The following is an 18384-nucleotide window of genomic DNA, read 5'->3' on the forward strand; positions in this document are numbered from 1 at the left end:
TAGAATGGAAGAGATGACGTTTGTTCCTGAAATCCCCGAAGTTTTGCTTGAGCGTGGCAGCTCCTCCCTGCAATGGGAGTCGTTTCGCGAGCGCCTTGCCGGACGCACCTTTTCGCAGCTTGGCCGCAACTGGCTGCTCGCGCTGGAACCCAGCGCCGATGCTGCCTGGATCGAAACGCAGCAGCAGTTAAATGCGGAGATGCGGCTGCTGGTGCTGGGCGGTGCGAGCTTCGACCTGCGCGGCATTCTGGACGTTTCGGAGTTGCTGGACAAGGCACGCATCGAAGGGTCTGCGCTGGAGGCTCTGGAGCTGCGCTCGGTGATTGAACACGCCGAGCGCGTCGAAGCGTGGCGAATGACGGTGCTCTCGCCGCCGGAGGCTGTGCGCGATCAATGGCCCGCGACCGAGGCGCTGTCAGCTCCGCTACTGCCTCACGATCTTGGTGAGATGCTGCGGCAGCTCAGCGGAAAGATCGAGCCGGATGGAACACTCAGCGACGCTGCCTCGCCTGAGTTGCGGCGGATTCGCAAGGCACTCGGGCAGCAGCATCGTGCGATTGAAGCGAGCCTGCGGCGCGCTCTCGCGAAGCTGTCGGAAGACGGCTCGACGCAGGACGCAGTGATTACCGTGCGCGGCGAACGCTTCGTGATTCCCGTAAAGGCCGAGTACAAACGTAAGGTCGGCGGTGTGATTCATGGATCGAGTTCAACCGGGCAGACGGTGTTCGTCGAGCCGATGGAGACCATTGAGCAGAACAACGAGATGGCGCGGCTGCTGGATGAAGAGCAGGCCGAGGTGCATCGCATCCTTGTCGCGATGACGCGCGCTGTGGCGGCGAATGCACAGCCGCTACTGCTCGGCGCTGGGATTCTGGCGGAGGTCGATGCACATCAAGGCGTGGCGCGGTTCTCGCTCGATATGAACTGCGTTCGCCCGAAGTTTACGCAGGCGGGAGACGCAGGTTTGGAGCTGCTGGCAGCGCGGCATCCGCTGCTGGAATCGCGCCTACGCGAACAGGGAGCGAGCATCGTTCCGCTGAATCTAGCGTTGACCGAAGGTAAGCGGCAGATGATCATCAGCGGCCCGAACACCGGCGGCAAGACGGTCGCGCTGAAGACCGCTGGCTTGCTCGCGGTGATGGCGCAGAGCGGTCTGCCGGTGCCTGCAACGACGGCGCAGCTGCCGATCTTTACGGCGCTGTACGCGGATATCGGTGATGCACAGTCGATTGAGCAGAACCTGTCAACCTTCTCCGCGCACGTAGTGAACGTTGATAGGATTTCGCGTGAGGCGGATGATCGCTCGTTGGTTTTACTTGATGAGCTTGGTTCCGCGACCGATCCCGAAGAAGGCGCAGCGCTCGCTGTCGCGGTTGCTGAGCACTTTCTGCTGCGCCACGTATGGAGCATTATCACGACGCACCTTACGTCGCTGAAGGTGTATGCGGCGAAGCACGATGCAGTGCTGAACGCGGCTGTCGGCTTTGATGAGGTCGCACTGGCACCGACATACGAGCTGCGGCTTGGTGTGCCGGGAGCTTCGGCGGGTTTGAACATCGCTGCACGACTGGGCCTTGATCCGGCTATTGTGGCAAATGCGCGATCGCAGATGAGCACGCAGCAGGTGGACATCGGTCGATTCCTCGATGAGCTTCATGCTCAACTCACCGCTGCAAACAATGAGCGCGAGCAGCTTGCCGCAAGTCAGCGGGAGCTCATACGTGAACGCACGCGGCTGGAGCAGGAGGGCCGGGTCGAGCAGCAGAAGCGTACACGTGAACTAGAGCAGCAGCTGAAGCAGTTGATCGAAGACTTCGAGTCGCAGCTGCGAGACACGGTCAAGGCGATCGATGACAAGACTGTTGCGCAGAAGATTGCGAAGGACTCGGCGCTGCGGATCGCGCAGTTGAAACGTGAGTTCTCAGCACAATTTCAGTCGACCGTCACCGCGCACAACACGACCCCAGAGCAGCAGGCGGCGAAGGCCGCCGAGCGGAAGCGCGACCCGCAGGTGGGCGACACGGTGCGGCTGAAGTCGTTGAACCGCGAGGGCCGCGTACTGCGCGTGGTTGATACGAAGACACTCGAGGTGCAGGTCGGTCCGATGAAGACGCGCGTACCTCGGACGGATGTTGCGGAGGTGGTGGCGCTTGCCAAGACTGCTCCATCGCGACGTAGCGGAGGCGTGACGGTTGCGAATGCGAATGATGATAGCGGCTACATCACGTCGGAGATCAACGTGATCGGCAAGACTGCTGACGAAGCGGAGAGCGATGTATCACGGTTCATCGAGCAGGCGTTTCTCGCTGGGTTGCAGCGAGTGCGCGTGGTGCACGGCGTCGGTATGGGCATTCTCCGCCGCACGCTTCGGGACTACCTGCGCAAGCATCCGCATGTGGTTGCAGTGACGGAACCGCCGTATAACGAAGGCGGCCAGGGGGCGACGATCGTGGAGTTTCGGCAATGAATCCGGTTGTCTAGTGAGAGCACTTCACTCCCGATCGGATAACGTTTATGTCCTTCGCTCCCGTCGCTCTCTTCTCCGCCTTGAGATGTCTCGCAGGCTGCAAGGCTCACAGCGACCGCTCTGCCGAGGAGGCGAAGATTCGCGAGCTGAATGCTAGTGCTTTGCCTTTGGCTTCGGAGTAACGACTCGCGTCGCCTCAAAGTAGACGCCGCACGCGCTGGCTACGATGCGGTTCGGTGCAGCTAACAAGACAGAGTCGCCGGGGACTTCTGTGCTGGCCCCGGTGATGTCAGCATCATCGTGTTGGAGATTCACTTCGAGCACGTTATCTTTACCGATCTTTAGCTGGGTAAAGTCTGCCGCCTTCGCGCCACCGCCGGACTCGCTCTTTACGTCGTCGGTATCGACCAGTCGAGTGCTCACGCCCAGCAGGGGAACAGTGCCGCCCTTCCACGTCATCGACCTCGGCCCATACACCAGCGAGCTTCCAACCAGCGAGGCAGCCTGGTCCGCAGTCCAGCAGCCAATATTGGTTGTTGGCAGCAACTTTGTAATGCGCCACGTTCCTTTCAACTGGGCGGGCAAAGGCTCCGCGTGGCTTTGCAGGGCAAAGGCCAAAGATGCGCAGATCACGATCGGCTTCAGCCTTAGCAAGACACTCTTCTCTACAGCCATAATCCTTCGCTTACGCCTCACGCTTCTCAATGGTCGTCACTCTATATATAAAGGAAGCCCGAGCCTTCTCAGAAACCTCTCATTTTCGCTTCTGAGAGAGGGCTCAGCCGCCGACTCCCTTTGCCTTCAAGTACATAGAGTGGCTTCGGCACCCGTCGGTCGTTCCCATTGGCTGCGGATTTCTATCCACTCGCTGCTGCATATCGCCGTTCGCTGTTTCTTGAGCGACTTTGCCCGGAGAGTCCTCTAGGCTCAAAAGTGCAATCTTGTCGCTGGCCGTGACATTCCCCGGAAGCCACCAGTCAGCAAGTAAGTAAAGATTCATCAGGGATCGTCGCAGGACACCTGCGGCGGCCATTCAGGAGACGGAGAAGGAACATGGGAAAACTAACGAAGGTCCTTGAGACAGGTGTCGTATACGGCGCACGGGCAACGTGGAGCGTATTCGAGAAGCTGAACGGCATCAGCCCCAACAAGAGCTTTACGCCGAAGTGGTCCGATAAGCCTCTGCTGAAGAGCTACCAGAAGGAGAAGCCGCCCCTCGGCTGGCCCCGTACGACCGACTCCCTCTGCCCCCGCTGTATCCCCGAGATCCGCCAGCAGATCGTGGACGGCAAGCTGCCGCACGAGATCCTCTTGAACGAGAAGGTCGGCGAGATCAAGGCGCAGATCATCGAGCGCGACGGCCAGATCCTGATGGTGAAGGACTGCCCCATCCACGGCCACTTCGAAGACGTGATGTCGATCGATCCGCCGATGATGAAGCACCTCGAGGACGTGTTCCCGGGCCGCGACATCCGCGCGCACAACGATAAGGACCTGCACAACCACGGCACTTCGACCGTGACGCACGGTCGTGGGTCGGTTCTGACGATCGATCTGACGAACCGCTGCAACATGATGTGCGATCCCTGCTTCATGGATGCGAACCAGGTCGGCTTCGTTCACGAACTTACGTGGGACGAGATCAAGACCATGCTGGACAATGCGATCACCATCAAGCCCAAGCGCCAGATGTCGGTCCAGTTCTCCGGCGGCGAGCCCACGCTCAGCCCCTACTTCCTCGACGCTGTCGCTTACGCCCGCAAGGTGGGCTACAACTCTGTGCAGGCTGCGACCAACGGCATCGAGTTCGCGAAGTCCAAGGAGTTTGCCAAGGCTGCTGCCGAGGCTGGTCTGCGCTACGCTTACCTCCAGTTCGATGGCATCGGCAACGCGCCGAACTCGCACCGTAAGGTCGGCAACGCGTTCGACGTAAAGCTCCAGGCCATCCACAACCTGCACGAGGCCGGTGTGGACATCGTTCCCGTCACCTGCATCATCAACGGCATTAACAACGAGCAGGTTGGCCGCATCATCGAGTTCGCGCTCGACAACCCGAAGAAGATCAACTTCCTCTCGTTCCAGCCGGTTTCGTTCACGGGCCGCGACGAGGCCGTCTCCGATGAGCGCCGCATGGCACAGCGTTACACGCTGTCGCATCTTGCACACGATGTTCGCAGCCAGACGGGTCTCGGCGAGAGCACTCGCGACTGGTTCCCGATCAGCTTCATGTCGACCTTTTCTGACTGGGCCGATCTGGTACACGGACCCGAGCACGACTGGGGCCAGCTCTCCTGCGGTTGCCACCCGAACTGCGGTATCGGTATGGCGCTGATGATCGACAAGGAAACGAAGGAAGCTGTGCCCGTCACGGCGTTCCTGAACGCAGTGCAGCTGGCAAAGGACATCGCGAAGGTGAATGATGCCGCTCGCGGTAAGTTCCTCACCATTGCTGGTGCTGGCTTGGCCCTGATTCGCAACTACGAGCCTTCGAATGCTCCCACGCACTTCAGCATCTTCTCGCTGCTGACCAAGTTCGATAAGTGCTTTGGCGCAACGGGCCGCAAGTATGGCAAGGTGACTGCTGACCGCACGATGGAAGACATCGAGAAGCGCCGCGCCGATCGCTGGAACTTCCTGTTCATCGCCGGCATGTGGTTCCAGGACCTCTTCAACTACGACTTCCGTCGTACCGAGCAGTGCATTATCCCGTACGCCACGCAGGAAGGCGAGATTTCCTTCTGCGCTTACAACACCGGCGTCGGCTGGCGCAACATCATCGAGAAGATGCACATGACGTCGTCGCTCACCAAGTGGTATGAGGAGCATGGCCGTCACGAGATCTTCGCCGGTGGTAAGAAGGTCGGCCTGGAGCGCGAGGCGAAGTATGACCTCGTTCTCAACCAGGAGCATGTTGATTCGGCTGCTAACGACACGTTCGAGAAGAGCGGTATCGCCAAGAACGCTCGCGAAGAGAAGATCCGCGCGCGCGACGCCAAGCTGAAGCAGGATGCCGAGAATGCTCGCATGGCTAAGCTATACCGCAAGGAAGTGCTGAAGGAGCCGGAGATTGCTGGCTTCGTCGGTCTGGGCGAGATCAAGGCTGCTGCTCCGTCGGCTACCTCCACGGTTGAAGTGAAGAACGACGAGCTGGTTGCTGGCGACTAATCGCTTGTACTGACTCATGACACAAAGGCCGCCAGCGATGGCGGCCTTTGTCGTTTCTGTCTTCTTCCACTGATCCCTCATACTGGTATGTATGCGCAAATCCCTTCTCGCATTGACGGCTGCCGCCTTTGGCATCGGCACCACCGAGTTCATTATCATGGGGTTGTTGCCCCAGTTGGCTGAGGACTTCCATGTCAGCATTCCGAAAGCGGGCACGCTGGTGTCGGGATATGCGCTAAGCGTCACGATTGGATCGCCATTGGTGGCTGTGGCGCTCGGCAAGATGGACCGTCGCAAGGCGCTGCTGATCCTGATGTCGCTTTTCACCGGAGGCAACGCGCTCTGTGCGCTGGCCCCAGGCTTCGGGCTGCTGCTGGGGGCGCGTATCCTTACCGCGCTCTGTCATGGATCGTTCTTTGGCATCGCCAGCGTGTTGGCTGCAAATCTTGTTCCGAAGAACGAGCGCGCGCAGGCTATCGCCCTGATGTTCTCCGGGCTTACGCTGGCGAACATTCTCGGCGTTCCCGCAGGCACCGCGCTCGGTCTTGCGTTCGGCTGGCGAGCGGCTTTCTGGGCGCTGGTTCCCATCGGGGTGATTGCCATTACGCTGCTCATCGCCCTCGTTCCGTCCCAGATACCAGAGCCTACTCACCTGCTACAAGAGTTGCGCGATGTGATGAAGCTACCGGTGCAACTGGTACTGGCGTTGAGTACGCTCTCCTCCGTGGCGATGTTCTGCGTGCTCACGTACATCGCGCCGATTCTGGAGTTTGTTACGCATCTTTCACCTAGCGTCGTGACGTGGGTGCTGGTGATTTTTGGCATCGGTATTACCTTTGGCAACCTGCTTGGCGGCTGGCTGAGCGACCGCAACCAGATGGCCGTGATCCTCGTCGGCATGGGCCTGCTGATTCTCACCTTCCTGCTGATGCCGACGGCTGCGCCATTCCGTATCCCAGCGATCGCCTCGGTCTTTCTGTGGGGCTTCATTCACTTCGCGGCCGCAGCCCCTTTCCAGGCACGCATCGTGGAGAAGGCGAACAGTCCGAACTTAGCCTCGGTGCTCAACCAGAGTGCCTTCAACTTCGGCAACGCCATTGGAGCAAGTCTCGGCGGCATCGCTCTCACGCATGGGTTGACCTATCGCCATCTGCCGTATGTCAGCGCGGGCATCGCGACACTCGCGCTCTGCGTAGCCTTTACTGCGCGACATGTCGATCGCAATGAAGTGGCTGAGGCCATCTGATGTGGCGTAGATGAGACGAACGGGAGGAAAGGCTGGAGGTGTTGGGTCTGCGCCCTTGCTCCAGGTGCGATAAGGGAACGGTCGATGACAAAATGCTCATTTAAGACTCGTACTCCGGCAACGTCCTAAAATCCAGACTTTGCGTTCGTCTGATACAAGTAAGGGACAATCGACTGGCACAGCTTTCGCGAAGATCGTGCATCCTAACCAATACCGGAGGAGCCTTGACTCAGGCCTACATTAACCGAATCGCCACCGATGTTCCGCGTGACGATGTTCATAACGCCTTCGTCGAGTTTGCGTACGACATGCTGGAAGATCCACGGGTGCAGCCCGTTTTTCGCCGCATGGCGCAGAGGGCGGAGATAAGCCGCCGCTATTCAGTGCTGACGCCGCATGAAGTCAACAACGGCTTCCACGTCAATGCCCACGACTTCTATACGCGGGGCAGATTCCCTGACACTGCCAAGCGTATGCAGATCTTCGAACGGTTCGCTCCAAAGCTGGCGCAGAGCACGCTAGATAAGCTGAAGTTAAGCGAAGAGGAACGTCGCGGGATCACGCACGTTCTGGTCACCTCATGTACTGGCCTTTATGCTCCTGGCCTCGATTTCGATATTCTGGACCACCTTGGCCTTGAGACCACAGTCGAACGCACGATGATCGGCTTTATGGGCTGCTATGCGGCGATCAACGGCCTGAAGCAGGCGCGGCACATTGTTCGCTCCGAACCGACGGCGAAGGTGCTTCTCTTGAATCTTGAGCTGTGCACGCTGCACATGCAGGAGACGCAGGAGCTGGAGCAGGTGCTGTCGTTTCTGGTATTCAGCGACGGCTGCGCGGCGAGCCTCATCTCTACGGAGCCAGTAGGCTTTGCGATGGACAGCTTCCGTTCCGTTCTGATTCCCGAGACACGCGACCTGATTACCTGGAAGATTCGCGGCGTCGGCTTCGATATGCTGCTCTCGGGGAAGGTGCCGGGGCAGATAGGCAAAGCGCTTACCGACGGCGGCAGAGAAGTCCTCGGAAAGCTTCATAAGGACGATATTGCGCTGTGGGGTGTGCATCCTGGCGGCAAGACGATTCTCGACGCGGTGGAGCGGGGGCTGGACCTTCCAAAGGAGGCGCTTAGGTCGTCGCGCGAGGTGCTGGACTGCTTTGGAAATATGAGCTCGGCGACGGTGATGTTTGTGATGGAGAAGCTCATGCAGCAGGCGAGACCCGGAGACCTGGGCTGTGCGATGTCGTTTGGTCCGGGCCTCACTGCGGAGACGATGCTCTTCCATGCCGTCTAGCGTGCCAGACTTTACGAGCCGCGTACCTCCGGCCGAGCTGCCCGAGTGGCTCGACGAACCTCGCAGTTATGAAGAGCTTTGCGCGTACATGCGTTCGCTAGAACAGGTAAACACCCTTACTCTCTCTGCCCGGCCTACCTTGAGTTGGCTAGGGCCTTTGGTGCAAAGCGCCAAGGGCAGGACTTTGCGCATCGTCGATGTCGGATGTGGCAGCGGCGATATGCTGCGGCGCATCGAGCGCTGGGCAACACGGCGAGGCGTTGAACTGAAGCTGACGGGAATCGATCTAAATGCGGAGACGATTGCGATCGCTCGCGACTGGACACGTAAAGAGGCGGTGAAGGGTTCGCGCATCGAGTGGATTGCAGGCAATGCCTTTGCGTATGAAGAGCCTGTCGATATCGTGCTGAGTGCGCTGCTCACGCATCATCTTGAGGAGACTGAGGTGGTGCAGTTGCTTGCGTGGATGGAAGAGACCGCGAGCCTGGGCTGGTATGTAAACGATCTTGTGCGAGAGGAGACACCGTACAGACTCTTCAGTCTCGCTGCCAAGGTATTGCGCTGGCACAAGATGGTGCAGCACGATGGACCTGTCTCGTTTCGCCGCGCGTTTCGCGAGGACGACTGGCTGCGCATGTTGAGTGCTGCAAGCATCGATGCGTCAGTGGTTGCGCTGCACCGCTGGACGCCCGGACGGCTCTGTGTAGGAAGAGTGAAGTAGGCGTATGGCAGAAATCGTCATCATTGGCGGTGGACTTGCGGGGTCGGCTGCGGCGATTACGCTGGCTCACGCAGGGCGACAGGTGACGCTGCTGGAGCGCGAGACGCAGCCGCAGCATAAGGTCTGCGGCGAGTTCCTCAGTCAGGAGGCACTGCAATCTCTTCAAGCTTTGGGCATCGATGCGGCGGGGCTTGGAGCGCGCAATATTACGGGCGTCCGCCTTGCGGATGCTCGCCGGGTCAAGGCATCGCGCCTGCCGTTCCAGGCGATGTCGCTTACCCGCAGACTGCTGGATGAAGCTCTGCTGCAAGAGGTCGTGCGTTGCGGCGTACATGTTTCACGTGGAACACGCGTTCTCCAGCTGAAGCGGCATGGCGACGGATGGACGATTCACTTGGACTCGCAACCCTCGCTTGATGTGGAGACGGTCTTTGCCGCCTCCGGCAAGCATGACCTTACAGGCCGCTCTCGTCCTCAAGGCGTGCAGCGCGATATGGTCGGGTTCAAGATGTACTTTGACCTCGATCCGCGTCAGGCGGCCGAGCTTGGCGGATACATCGAGCTGCTGCTCTTTCGTGGCGGATATGCGGGCCTGCAGCTGGTTGAAGACGGCAGCGCCAACCTTGGCTGGATCATGCGCAAGTCGCAGCTGCAGAGCCTGGGCGGCTACTGGCAAAACATGCTTGCGGTGATGAAGCTGGATTGCCCGCATCTGACGGCCCGACTCTCCAACGCAACGCCGCTGTTGCAGCGGCCGCTGGCGGTATCTTCCATACCGTACGGGTACGTGCGTCGCGACGCAGAGGATGGCCTGTGGTCGCTCGGCGATCAGGCGGCCGTCATCCCTTCGTTTACAGGCGACGGCATGGCGATAGCGCTGCACTCCGGCAGACTTGCGGCGTCGATGTATCTGGCAGGCGAAACCGCGCAGGCGTACCAGCGGCGCCTGCATGCGCAACTCTCGCGACAGGTGGCTTTGGCGACGCTCGTCTCGCGCGGCATGGTTTCGCCTGCCGTGCGGGGGATAATGGCAGCAACGGTCCGGCTACGTCCCAAGACGATGGGCATGATCGCGCGCTGGACGCGGATTCCTGCCGATGCACTGCTTTAGAAGGTGACCGACAAAGTCGGCGATATACTTTTGCCCAATCCCTTTACCACGGAGCTCGGCATGGCAACGAAAAAGGTGGCGGGTACACGGATCGCACTGGTAGACGCCTATATCGCGAAGTCGGCACCGTTTGCACAGCCTATCCTCACGGAGTTGCGGGAGGTCATCCATGAGGGTGCGCCTGGAGTGACGGAGGAGATGAAGTGGTCGCGACCGTTCTTCGTCTATCAAGGCGTTATCCTCGCCAACCTCTCAAGCTTCAAGGCCCATTGCAGCTTTGGTCTCTGGGGAGAGGACATAGCGACGCGACTGCGTGCCGACGGTGTTGCTTCAAGCGAAGGCATGGGTAGCTTTGGCAAGATCATCTCTATCGACGAGCTGCCCTCGCGCAGTAAGTTGGTGGCGTATGTGAAGGACGCAGCTAGGAAGATTGCGACGGGCGAACGGACGAAGGCGTGGTCGCGACCAAAGGTGGCTAAGGCGGAAGCCGAAGTACCAGAGGCACTCGCAGCTGCTCTCAAGAAGAACAAGGTGGCAGCCAAGAAGTTCGAGAAGATGACACCAGGCTGCCGTCGTGAGTACTGCCAGTGGATTGCTGAGGCAAAGCAGGATGCTACGCGGGAGCGCCGCGCTGCGCAGGCTGTGGACTGGATCGCTGAAGGCAAGAACCGCAACTGGAAGTACGAGAGCAAATAAGAAAGCGAGACCCGCATCTGCAGGTCTCGCCCTTTCGTTGAACGCGAACTTAGCTCTTTGAAACTGCTGCCGCAACTGCTGCAGTCAACGTTGTCGTCGCATGGCCGAGCAGATTGTGCAGATCGCGCGAGTTACTATCGAGCTCGCCCTTCGCCGCACCCGCATCGGAGTCCGCGAGAATATGCGCAATCTCAGCGGGTAGACCGAAGCCCTTCAGCGCCGTCTCATAGTCGGCCTCTGGCAAGTTCTTGTAGACCACGGGCTTGTTCGCCGCATGCGATACTTCCGCTGCAAGCTCCGTCAGCGTGAATGCCGCATCGCCTGCGAGTTCATACGTCTTATCTGCGTGGCCTTCTGTGGTGAGCACCGCGACCGCAGCCAGAGCGTAATCCTTACGCGAGGCTGCCGCAAACTTACCGTCCTGGGCAGCACCAAGGATCGCACCATGCTGCAACGCAGCGCCGAGTGATTCGGTGTGGTTCTCCAGGTACCAGCCGTTGCGCAGCAGTGTGTACGGGATGCCGGAAGCCTTGAGAGCCTTCTCTGTCGCGAGATGCTCGACTGCGAGTGCGAGCGTCGAAGTGTCCGCGCGCAGAATGCTCGTGTAGGCCAGCAACTTCACACCTGCAGCCTTCGCCGCGTCGATCACAGACTGGTGCTGCGCTACGCGGACACCCACCTCGCTCGATGAGATGAGCAGTACTTTCTCTGCGCCTGCGAAGGCTGACGCCAGCGTTTGTGGGTCGGAGTAGTCTGCCTTGCGTAACTGAACGCCGAGCACTGCGAGGTTCGCAGCCTTTTCCGGGCTGCGGACCGCAGCGACGATCTGTGCGGCGGGAACCTTCTTCAAAAGACCCTCGATTACGTGTTGACCCAGCTTGCCAGTTGCTCCTGTAACTACGATCATTTCGATTCTCCTTTTCGGGCGGCCACGTCAGAAGCCGCCTCACAAAAACAAGCATAGCTCCGAAGCTAACTTTCCGTAAGTACGTACCTTGAGGTAAGCTAGCGCTTATGAAGCGGCCTACTGCAAAACTCATCTCCGGCAGGCAGAAGTTCCGCAAAGGCAATGTGTACGACGTGAACTGTCCCTCCAGAGCTGTGCTGGAACATGTGACCTCGCGCTGGGGATCGCTTGTGCTGCTTGTATTACTTGAGGGCACACAGCGCTTCAGCGAGTTGGTTCGCGGTATTGGTGGTGTCAGCGAGAAAATGCTTGCGCAGTCGCTCAAGGCGCTTGAAGCAGATGGTCTCGTTGCGCGTCGAGTCTACCCCACCGTGCCTCCAAAAGTGGAGTATAGCCTTACGAAGATGGGCAGCGAGGTCGCTGTGCACCTACGCACGCTGACGGATTGGGTAGAGGACAGCATCTCTGAGGTCATGCGTAATCGCTCGCGGGTTGAGGCCAATAAGTCAGCGAAGCCGCAACCCATGCAGGCATAAGGCTCATTCAAATCGAGCCCACCGAACGTGCATAAAATAGAAGATCATGAACCGTCTTCTGCGCGTCATCGCTGTGCTCTTCGTCTCCGCTCCTCTTGCAACAACGGCCTGGTCTCAGGCCACTGCGAACCTCGCGAATCAAGGCTGGTATGCGGACCCCGAGGTGCATGTCTACGGCGACCAATACTGGATTTATCCCACAACCTCTGATCCTGGTAGTGAGGCACCGAAGCAGACGACGTTCAATCCTTTGCAGCAGCATCTGCGAAGTCGCGCGGTCATTCATCCCGTGTACCTGTTGCAGACCTCGCTCGATGCGCTCTTTTCGACCGACCTTGTGCATTGGACGAAGCATCCTAATGTGCTGGATGTGAGGAACGTTTCGTGGGCCTCGTATGCCATCTGGGCGCCGACGGCGATTCATCTTAATGGCAAGTACTATCTCTTCTTTGCAGCGAACGACATACAGAAGAACGATAAGGAGCCTGGCGGCATCGGTGTCGCTGTCAGCGACAGGCCGGAAGGCCCGTTCATCGACGCGCTTGGAAAGCCGCTGATCGGCGAGTTTCACAATGGAGCGCAGCCCATCGATCCCATGGTCTTCAAGGATGACGATGGCACGCTGTACTTCTACTACGGCGGCCAGGGGCACTGTAACGTCGCGCGCCTCGCGCCGGATCTGAAGAGCGTGATTCCGATGAAGGACGGTTCGATGTACAAGGAGATTACACCGGAGCACTACGTCGAAGGTCCGTTCGTGCTCAAACGCAAAGGCGTCTATTACTTCATGTGGTCTGAGGGTGATTGGGGTGGCTCAAGCTATGGTGTGGCGTATGCGAAGAGCTCCAGCCCGACTGGCCCGTTCGTGCGTGTCGGGAAGATCCTGCAGAGGGACCCAGCAATGGCGAATGGTCCAGGTCATCATTCGGTGCTGCAGATTCCCGGCACGGATGAGTGGTACATCGTCTATCACCGGCATCCGCTCGGCACGACAGGCATCAATGAGCGCGTTTTAGCGATCGACCGTATGGAGTTCGACGCGGATGGAAATATCCTGCCGGTGAAGATGACCGCGGAAGGTGTCGGAGAGCGGATGCTTCGTGTGAAGAAGTAATTCTGGCGGAGCTCTGGAGTGACCTATACTGAGCGCACTTTCCCGGAGGCCTTCGCATGTCCGCAGCCGCTGTATTGCCAGCCGATCAGGCGCTTTACACTCTCCTCAGCGGGCCCGAACCTTCCACCATTGCCGACGTCATCGCGCAGCTGCAGGCCATTGATGCTTTGTTGCCTGTGACCGACGGCCTTAAGTGGTTTAACCAGGTCTATCTCTCCGTCACGCAGCGGGTCGACCTCAACCCGCCCGGTGGCGCCTGGCGGAATCCGGTCTGGCTCGATCGACTCGATGTGGTGTTTGCGGGCTTTTACTTTACAGCTCTACGTGATTTTCTTGGCGGAGCTGCGGTTCCCTCTTCATGGACCGCATTGTTCCAGGCGCGATATGAGCCGAACATCGATCGCATCCAGTTTGCTCTGGCAGGCTTCAATGCGCATATCAACCATGATCTCGCACTGGCGCTCATTGCTACCGATGCGGCACTCAATCTGATGCCTGCGTCGGGCGGTCCCGAGCACACTGATTATCTCTCGGTGAATGCGCTGCTCAGCGCACTTACGCCGCCGACCCTGACCCTGCTCGCAACGGATACCCTTGGCGTGCTCGCGCAGGACACCGGCAAGGTAGGCCGACTGCTCTCTTTCTGGGATATTGTGAAGGCGCGCAATCTAGCCTGGGACTTCTCCAACCATCTTCGTGGATTGGGTGGCCTCAGCCGAACCGCCGCTCTCGGCGCGCAGGACGGCCTTACCGGTGCGCTCGGCCGGGCGATTCTGACGATGGTATGAAGCCCAGTAGCGGTGCAGTCAGGTAGTGTTACTGCGCGACGCTATAGATGCGTCGAAGAATCCCGTAGCACTCGCAGGCAGCCTCTTCAAGTGCGGCGCGGTTCACGATCACGACGGTGCCTCGCTGGTACTCGATCATGCCGCGGCGCTGCAGCGAACCGGCGACCTCGGTGACGGTGGTGCGGCGCGTGCCCAGCATCTCTGCCAGGAACTCCTGTGTCAGGTGCAGCGCGGTATTACCCACGCGGTCCTGCGCCATCAGCAGCCATCGAGACAGGCGCTGCTCTGCGTCATGGATGCGATGGCAGCCTGCGATCTGGCCGAGCGCTGCAATCTCCATCTGGAAGAACGACAGGATCGCGTTATGTATCTCCGGATGCTGTTGGAAGACCTCAAGCATGTCTGCGGAAGAAATACGCAGTGCCTGTGCAGCTACCTGGATAAAGCAGCGAGTGGGCGTGGGAATGGATGGAGAACCGAGCAGGATAGATCCGCCTACTATCCCTTCGCGACCGATCATCTCCACCTCGGCTGTCTCGCCGTTCTGCATAGTAGCAACGACGGAGGCAAAGCCTGTTTCGAGGAAGTAGCAGAAGGTGGGGCGCTCTTCAGCCTCGTAGCAGATGAATCGCTGGGGAAGGTTGACGGTCTGGCAGCGCTTCAAAAGCACCGCGCGCGCTTCGTCGGGCATAGCAGCGATCAGGGTGTTTGACTCGAAGAGCTCCATAGGCAACCTCTTTTGCTGGCGTACGCATAGGTTTGCTTATGCAGCGGATCAGGTCGGCTGATCCACGTTAAGTCGTTTCCTTAGCTGCTTCTTACGTTAGACATCAAAATAATGCAGGTCTGTCTGGTAGCGGACAAAAATCCAAGCGACAAACCTATACTGTCACGTTTACGCCCCCAACGGCAGTAAACCTATATGTCCTTGATTCCACATGCAGTTCTGTTTGGCGGCGACGAGATGCTCAATCTCACGCGGCGCTGGATTCTGGAACGTGCTGGATTTGTCGTGCTCACAGCACAACGACTCCCGGATGTAGATCACTTACTCGAACATGAGTGGGATGCGGATCTTGTTGTGCTCTGTTACAGCACAAGCGATGAGGAGTGTCTGCTGCTTCTCGCGAAGGTCGATGTCCTATGGCCAGGTGTGGCGAAGCTTTGGGTCGGACATCGCTATCAGAATATGCCCGAGTCTCTGCCCCGCGACGTCATCCCCGTGCGTGGTGGCCCCGATGAGTTTTATCGTGTCGCTCTTCGGTCGTTTCAGCGGATCGCCGCGATAGAAAATTAGTCTTCGCTGCTGTCAGTTCTCGCAGGAGTGATGGGCAGAAACAGACCAAAGACCGTGCCGTGGTGCAGCGGATGCTGGCTGCTCCGCACCGCGAGCTGGCCCTGATGACGTTCCAGAATCTCAGCCGAGATCCAGAGCCCAAGCCCGGTTCCGTTCAGGTCTTTGGTGGTAAAAAAGGGTTCGAAGATGCGTGCCTGTGTCGCCGGGTCCATGCCGTGTCCAGTGTCTGCGATCGTGATGCGGATTCCCTTCACACCGGTCACGGGATGAAACGCATCATGTGAGCGGATCAGCAGCCTGCCGCCTGCGCGCATGGCATCGATGGCGTTGGCGATCAGGTTGCTCAGCACCTGGCGTATCTCATTCTCCAGGCAGAGCGCCTCCGTCTGGCTATTGAACTGCGCTTCCAGCTCGATGTCGGAGTTCGTCAGGCGGCCGCGGAACAGGTTTATCACCGGCTTGAGGAGCTGTTCAGCAGAGACCCATGTCGACCGCGCTGCCTGACGATGGAACCGCAGCGTTTGCGTCGTGATCTGCGACACGCGTTCGAGCTCAGCCTGCGCAATGTCTACGTACTCGCGTGTCGGGAGTGACAAGTCCTCACGCGATGCGATCAGGTACAGCAGATTTGTCACCGATTCCAACGGGTTGTTGATCTCATGCGAGATAGAGGAAGCCAGTCGCCCCACCGCCGCCAGCTTCTCGCTCTGGATCAGGGCCATCTCCGCTTTCTTTTGCGCGGTCACCTCCAGAGAGGCCGCTGCAATCGCCTGGACTGAGCCGTCTGTTCCGTAAAGAGGGAAGTAGTTTACTGTCCAATAGCGATGCTCGCCCGGGCTGCCTACGAGTTCGCCTTCAAGCGGATAGTTAATCACCGGATGTCCATCGCGCACCTGCTCGAAGAGTTCGCGTAAGCCTTCGATTGGAGCCATCTCCGTGACGATCCGACCAACGACCTCTTCGGGCTTCAGGCCGAAGAATTGGGCCTGCCGATCGTTCAGCCGCAGATAGCGGAAGTCGGTCGTGTCGAATAGTGCCAGGCCAATCGGCGCAGTCCTGTAGAGCGTTTCAATCTCAGCCGCCTGCCGCTCAGTCTCGGCGGTCTTCAGCCACAACTCCTCGGCATCGAGGCGTTGCTGGGTGATGTCGCGGAAGAAGACGATGATTCCAGTGTGGTCTGCGGGGCGGGCTTCTACCGAGAACCAGACGTTCAATGGCTCAGGATAATAGGCCTCGAATCGTCCGTGGATGCGGTCTTCCATGGCCCGGCGATAGTTGGCAATGTACGGCGAATCCTGGTAAACGATGCCGGGAAATGCTTCGAACAGAACCCGCCCCATCACCTCTCCAATCGGCGATAGAAGCTCCACCGCGCGACGGTTCATAAAGGTGATGCGGTAATCCGGATCGAGCACGATGATCGCATCCGTTGTGGTGTCGAAGACCTGCTGCAGGCGTCGGGCGTTGTCGTCCCGATTCCGCTCTGCCTCTTTCATCCGAGTGCTGTCGCGATAATGTACGGCGATGCCGCTGGGCACGGGATAGGTGCGGAGCGTAATCCAGACCTCGAAGGGCGCGTAATAGAACTCGTGATCCAGCGAGATACGCTCTTCCATCGACCGGCGGTAGATGCGCTCCTGCTCGGTGCCGACGGTCGCCGGATACATCTCCCAGTGCGTAGCCCCGTTGATGTGGCTGTCGTCGATGCGGCTGATTTCCCGGGCCGCAGCGTTGGCATACGTGATCCGCCATTCGCGATCAATCAGGATCAGCCCGTCCGAGAAGATGCTCGCAAGGTAACCGACATCTTGCTGAGTGGCCGTCCCCTGGCCAGTCTTCTGCGAATTCATCTCGGTGGAATGCACGTACTTGCAGTTCTCGTTTCTTCGGGCTGCTTAAAGGCGGCACTTGCAGAATAAGCCAAATCATTGCTGTGCGCAGAGTTCTTTGGATGCGGCGAATACACTGACTGATGTATGTCGAAAGCAGTGAAACAGACGCAGCCGCACCTCGATCCGGAGACCTTCCGCGAGCGATTGGGACGATGGTATGGAGAGAGCGCCCGCAAGCTGCCGTGGCGCGGTGTGAATGATCCCTATGCGACCTGGCTCAGCGAGGTGATGCTGCAGCAAACGCGCGTAGCGACGGTCATCGAGCGCTACACGGAGTTCATGGAGAAGTTCCCCACTGTGCAGACTCTAGCTGCCGGGGAGGAGAGCGACGTGCTAGCGCTTTGGAGTGGCCTTGGCTACTACCGGCGCGCCCGGATGCTGCACAAGGGAGCGCAATACGTGGTGCAGAAGCTTGGGGGCGTGATGCCTCGGACGGCCGCTGAACTACTGGCTTTACCGGGTGTCGGTGATTACACCTCTGCGGCGATTGCGAGCATTGCCTTCGGCGAAAGCGTGGCTGTGCTCGATGGAAACGTTGAGCGCGTACTACTTCGCATCTTGGGTGAGGCCGAAGACAAAAGTGGAGCGGCAAAGAAGCGACTAACGGCGACGGCGCAAAGCCTGATGCCGTTGCGGGGGGACAAGGGGAGAAACACTGCTGGCGACCACAACCAGGCCATGATGGAGCTGGGTGCGACGATCTGCCTGCCGCGCGGGCCGCTGTGCCTGCAGTGTCCCGTGATGGAACTATGCCGCACGCGCGGCGAACATCCCACCGCCAAGCGGGAGACCATGCGGCAGAAGCGAGTCGCGCATCTGCTGGAGACGCGGACGCGGCATGGGGCGACCGAGGTGCTGCTGGAGCGCCGAGCAGCCGACGCCAGCCTGATGGCAGGCATGTTGGAGCTGCCGCCGCTGTCGCTCGATGCGGTGGATGCGATGGAGCCGGTCGTGCAGGTCAAGCACTCCATCACGAACACGAACTACCAGGTGGATGTCTTCTCGGGTAAGGTGCTGCGCAAGGAAATTCCGGCGGCGAAGAGTGCACTGTTGTGGGTGGGCGTGAAGGAGTTGAACGAGGTGCCGATCACCGGGCTCGCACGCAAGGTCTTGGTGAAGGTTGGGGTGCTGGCAAAGCGTTGAAATTCG

Annotated in this window: 16 protein-coding genes; 12 read left to right on the plus strand and 4 right to left on the minus strand. The window is 59.2% G+C overall.

Translation table 11 applies throughout. The features are described 5' to 3' along the window. The first annotated feature begins 13 nt into the window (after positions 1-13). Positions 14-2467 (plus strand): endonuclease MutS2, encoded by a 2454-nt coding sequence (locus tag OHL14_RS18450; RefSeq protein WP_263380853.1) that lies wholly within the window; start codon positions 14-16, stop codon positions 2465-2467. 153 nt (positions 2468-2620) lie between these two features. Here OHL14_RS18450 and OHL14_RS18455 read toward each other — a convergent pair whose 3' ends face one another. After that, the gene (locus tag OHL14_RS18455) at positions 2621-3142 is read right to left on the minus strand and encodes a hypothetical protein (protein ID WP_263380854.1); all 522 of its coding nucleotides are present in this window, start codon (positions 3140-3142) and stop codon (positions 2621-2623) included. Positions 3143-3520: 378 nt separating this feature from the next. Here OHL14_RS18455 and OHL14_RS18460 point away from each other — a divergent pair, with 378 nt between their 5' ends. The 6 genes from OHL14_RS18460 to OHL14_RS18485 all read left to right on the plus strand — a co-directional run bounded on the left by OHL14_RS18460 (position 3521) and on the right by OHL14_RS18485 (position 10701). Continuing rightward, positions 3521-5632 (plus strand): radical SAM protein, encoded by a 2112-nt coding sequence (locus OHL14_RS18460; protein ID WP_263380855.1) that lies wholly within the window; start codon positions 3521-3523, stop codon positions 5630-5632. Positions 5633-5723: 91 nt separating this feature from the next. Then, positions 5724-6878, plus strand: coding sequence for an MFS transporter (locus OHL14_RS18465; RefSeq protein ID WP_263380856.1), 1155 nt, complete (start codon positions 5724-5726; stop codon positions 6876-6878). A gap of 224 nt (positions 6879-7102) precedes the next feature. Next, positions 7103-8173 (plus strand): type III polyketide synthase, encoded by a 1071-nt coding sequence (locus tag OHL14_RS18470; protein ID WP_263380857.1) that lies wholly within the window; start codon positions 7103-7105, stop codon positions 8171-8173. Further along, positions 8163-8894: a methyltransferase domain-containing protein gene (locus tag OHL14_RS18475; protein WP_263380858.1), complete on the plus strand. Its 732-nt coding sequence runs from the start codon at positions 8163-8165 to the stop codon at positions 8892-8894. Before OHL14_RS18470 ends, OHL14_RS18475 begins: the two co-directional genes overlap by 11 nt. A gap of 4 nt (positions 8895-8898) precedes the next feature. Next, the gene (locus OHL14_RS18480; RefSeq protein WP_263380859.1) at positions 8899-10005 is read left to right on the plus strand and encodes an NAD(P)/FAD-dependent oxidoreductase; all 1107 of its coding nucleotides are present in this window, start codon (positions 8899-8901) and stop codon (positions 10003-10005) included. A 60-nt stretch (positions 10006-10065) separates the two neighbouring features. Next, positions 10066-10701 (plus strand): YdeI/OmpD-associated family protein, encoded by a 636-nt coding sequence (locus tag OHL14_RS18485; RefSeq protein WP_263380860.1) that lies wholly within the window; start codon positions 10066-10068, stop codon positions 10699-10701. Positions 10702-10750: 49 nt separating this feature from the next. Here the strand turns inward: OHL14_RS18485 and OHL14_RS18490 are convergent, their stop codons facing one another. Further along, entirely contained in the window at positions 10751-11608 is an 858-nt protein-coding gene (locus tag OHL14_RS18490; protein WP_263380861.1) for an SDR family oxidoreductase, read from the minus strand. A 107-nt stretch (positions 11609-11715) separates the two neighbouring features. On the opposite strand from OHL14_RS18490, the gene OHL14_RS18495 reads away from it, so the two are divergent. From OHL14_RS18495 to OHL14_RS18505, 3 genes are read left to right on the plus strand one after another with little or no spacing between them, the layout of a single operon-like run. Beyond that, the gene (locus OHL14_RS18495; protein ID WP_263380862.1) at positions 11716-12144 is read left to right on the plus strand and encodes a winged helix-turn-helix transcriptional regulator; all 429 of its coding nucleotides are present in this window, start codon (positions 11716-11718) and stop codon (positions 12142-12144) included. Positions 12145-12190: 46 nt separating this feature from the next. Beyond that, positions 12191-13258 carry a glycoside hydrolase family 43 protein gene (locus OHL14_RS18500; protein ID WP_263380863.1) on the plus strand — a complete coding sequence of 356 codons (1068 nt, stop codon included), beginning with the start codon at positions 12191-12193 and terminating at the stop codon, positions 13256-13258. A 56-nt stretch (positions 13259-13314) separates the two neighbouring features. After that, positions 13315-14046 carry a DUF5995 family protein gene (locus tag OHL14_RS18505; protein WP_263380864.1) on the plus strand — a complete coding sequence of 244 codons (732 nt, stop codon included), beginning with the start codon at positions 13315-13317 and terminating at the stop codon, positions 14044-14046. A gap of 28 nt (positions 14047-14074) precedes the next feature. Here OHL14_RS18505 and OHL14_RS18510 read toward each other — a convergent pair whose 3' ends face one another. Next, a complete protein-coding gene (locus OHL14_RS18510; RefSeq protein ID WP_263380865.1) occupies positions 14075-14773 on the minus strand; it encodes a Crp/Fnr family transcriptional regulator in 699 nt (232 codons plus the stop codon). A 195-nt stretch (positions 14774-14968) separates the two neighbouring features. Here OHL14_RS18510 and OHL14_RS18515 point away from each other — a divergent pair, with 195 nt between their 5' ends. Further along, positions 14969-15343 (plus strand): hypothetical protein, encoded by a 375-nt coding sequence (locus tag OHL14_RS18515; RefSeq protein ID WP_263380866.1) that lies wholly within the window; start codon positions 14969-14971, stop codon positions 15341-15343. On the opposite strand, the gene OHL14_RS18520 is transcribed toward OHL14_RS18515, so the two are convergent. Beyond that, complete coding sequence (locus tag OHL14_RS18520; RefSeq protein ID WP_263380867.1) at positions 15340-17193, minus strand: PAS domain-containing protein; 1854 nt, start codon at positions 17191-17193, stop codon at positions 15340-15342. The two genes, OHL14_RS18515 and OHL14_RS18520, sit on opposite strands and share 4 nt — an antisense overlap. 126 nt (positions 17194-17319) lie before the next feature. On the opposite strand from OHL14_RS18520, the gene OHL14_RS18525 reads away from it, so the two are divergent. Continuing rightward, complete coding sequence (locus OHL14_RS18525) at positions 17320-18378, plus strand: A/G-specific adenine glycosylase (protein WP_263380868.1); 1059 nt, start codon at positions 17320-17322, stop codon at positions 18376-18378. Positions 18379-18384: the final 6 nt, after the last annotated feature.

This window comes from Granulicella paludicola, assembly GCF_025685545.1.
Taxonomy (GTDB): Bacteria; Acidobacteriota; Terriglobia; order Terriglobales; family Acidobacteriaceae; genus Granulicella; species Granulicella paludicola.